The organism is uncultured Limnohabitans sp., from assembly GCF_937889215.1.
Classification (GTDB): Bacteria; Pseudomonadota; Gammaproteobacteria; order Burkholderiales; family Burkholderiaceae_C; genus Limnohabitans_A.
The window spans coordinates 1-2,112 of record NZ_CALBEX010000368.1 but is presented as its reverse complement, the minus strand read 5'-3'; the positions used below and the strand labels follow the sequence as shown (position 1 = coordinate 2,112).

The following is a 2,112-nucleotide window of genomic DNA, read 5'->3' as shown; positions in this document are numbered from 1 at the left end:
GTGACGGGCTTCGACGGAGCCCAAATCATACAAATAATTGACCATGAGAGAGGCTGACTGCTGCAGCCCTTTGGCAGACAGGTCAGCGCCGACATGCACCGCCTCCAAGCGCGCACCATTGTCGAGGTGAAAGCGTGCCACGGGATCTGCCAGTTGGCCATGGGTTTGGCCCACCAGAAAGCCCGTGCACAAGCGCAAAAGACAGTCTTTGACATTGGCCGGCATGGTGTTGACATGGTCGGCCAACAGGAGTTTGTGCGCCGCCAACCAGTGGGTCAACGTGGCATGGGCCAAGCCATCCTTGGCCGACAACTTGGCGGGGTCGACTTTCTCGATCCAGCGCATGAATCCTGGCACCGGCGACAAGGTGCAATAGGTCTTCAAACTCTCGACCTCGGCGGCCAGGTGCTCGGCCACCCGCTTGATCAAGAAGTTGCCCAGCGACACCCCCCGCAAACCTGGCTGGCAGTTGCTGATGGAGTAAAAAATGGCGGTGGTGGGTGCCGGCGCTTTTCTGGCTTTGGACAATTTGACGAGTACGGCCTCGCTGCGCAGTGCAATAAGGGGGGCAATTTCTCCGGGAATCTCGTTCATCAGCGCCACTTCCACGAAGATCAAGGGCTCATTGGGCAGCTGCGGATGAAAGAACGCGTAACACCGGCGGTCGGACTCCAGCCTTCGGCGCAAGTGGGTCCAGCTGTCGATGGCGTGCACGGCTTCGTGTTGGATGATTTTTTCAAGCAACGCGGCTGAAGAGTTCCAACTGACCGGCTCGAAACGCAAAAATCCCGGGTTGAACCACGAGCTGAGCAGGTGCAGAAAGTCCGCATCCACAGCCTTCAAACCTTTTCGGTTTTTCATGCAGCCCATCAAGGCCACCCGCATGGACAACAGGGTTGCGGTCCCTTTTGGGGTGCGGTTGATCCGCCGGAACAGCTCTTGCCGAGGCGATTCGGTCACATGGGACAAGTGCGACAAAGCCTCAGGTGAGGCCTCTTTGAGGTAAGCCGTCGCGGCCGCCTTGACCACACGTTCATCGGGTGCAAACTCGGTGGCCAAGACCGCAAAAAAGGCTTCTTGTCTGTCTTGGCTGAGCGCCTCCCAGCCTCGCACCACCGCCGCCGCCAGCACATACATGTTGGCTTGCCCCCGCTCCGAAACCAGCTGATGGCAGGCATCGACCAATTTGGCAAAGCCGCCATCGGCCTTGGCGCGTTGCCCCAAAGCCAGCAGGTTTTTCCAGGACATCATGGTGCGTTCAACCCATCAGGTAGGTGGGCAACCAAGTCGCAATTTCAGGGAATACACACAACAAAACAATGGACAACACCATGCACATCATGAAAGGGAAAGCACCACGAAGAATGGTGGTCAACTTGACATCTGGCGTGATGCCATTGATGACAAACAGGTTCAAGCCCACCGGCGGGGTGATCAAACCCAACTCCATGTTGATGGTCAGCACCACGCCAAACCAAATCGGATCAAAGCCTGCTGCCGTGATCACGGGCAAGATGATGGGGGTGGTCATCAAGATGATCGCTGCCGGGGGCAAGAAACACCCAAGGACCAAGAGCAACATGTTGATGATGCCCAGCAACACCCAGCGGTTGACATTCAGCTCCGCAATGGCCTGGGCAACGCTTTGGGTCACCAAGCTTGAAGACATGGCGTAGCTGAACAGCACCGACATGCCGATGATCAGCAGCAGCATGCCGGACTCGCGAATGGCCTCTCGCACGATGCCCCAGATGGCGTTGAAATTCCACATCCGGTAAATCACGATCACCATCAACAAGCACAAAGCAGCCCCCACACCGGCGGCCTCGGAAGGGGTGGCGATGCCGCCGTAGAGTGCATAAATCACACCCACAATCACGCCCATCAAAGGCAGCAGACGGGGCAACAACTCAAAGCGTTGGGCCCAGCTGTAGCTTTCGTTGGTTTTGCCCAGTCCGGTACCACGACGCCAGCTCAAGAAAAGCGCCCAGGCAATGAACAAACCTGTGAGCAACAGGCCAGGCAAGATGCCCGCAATGAACAAGCGGCCAATCGATGTCTCGCTGGCAATGCCGTACAAAATCATGGTCACGCTGGGCGGGATCAAAATGC

At 57.2% G+C, this 2,112-nt stretch carries 2 protein-coding genes; both read right to left on the bottom strand.

Translation table 11 applies throughout. The features are described 5' to 3' along the window. Window positions 1–1,251, bottom strand: a 1,251-nt coding sequence (locus Q0341_RS09390) for a malonyl-CoA decarboxylase family protein (protein WP_299512469.1), incomplete at its 3' end; no start/stop codon positions are given. 7 nt (window positions 1,252–1,258) lie between these two features. Further along, window positions 1,259–2,112 (bottom strand): TRAP transporter large permease (locus Q0341_RS09385; protein WP_299512467.1); only part of this gene is annotated, 854 nt, incomplete at its 5' end.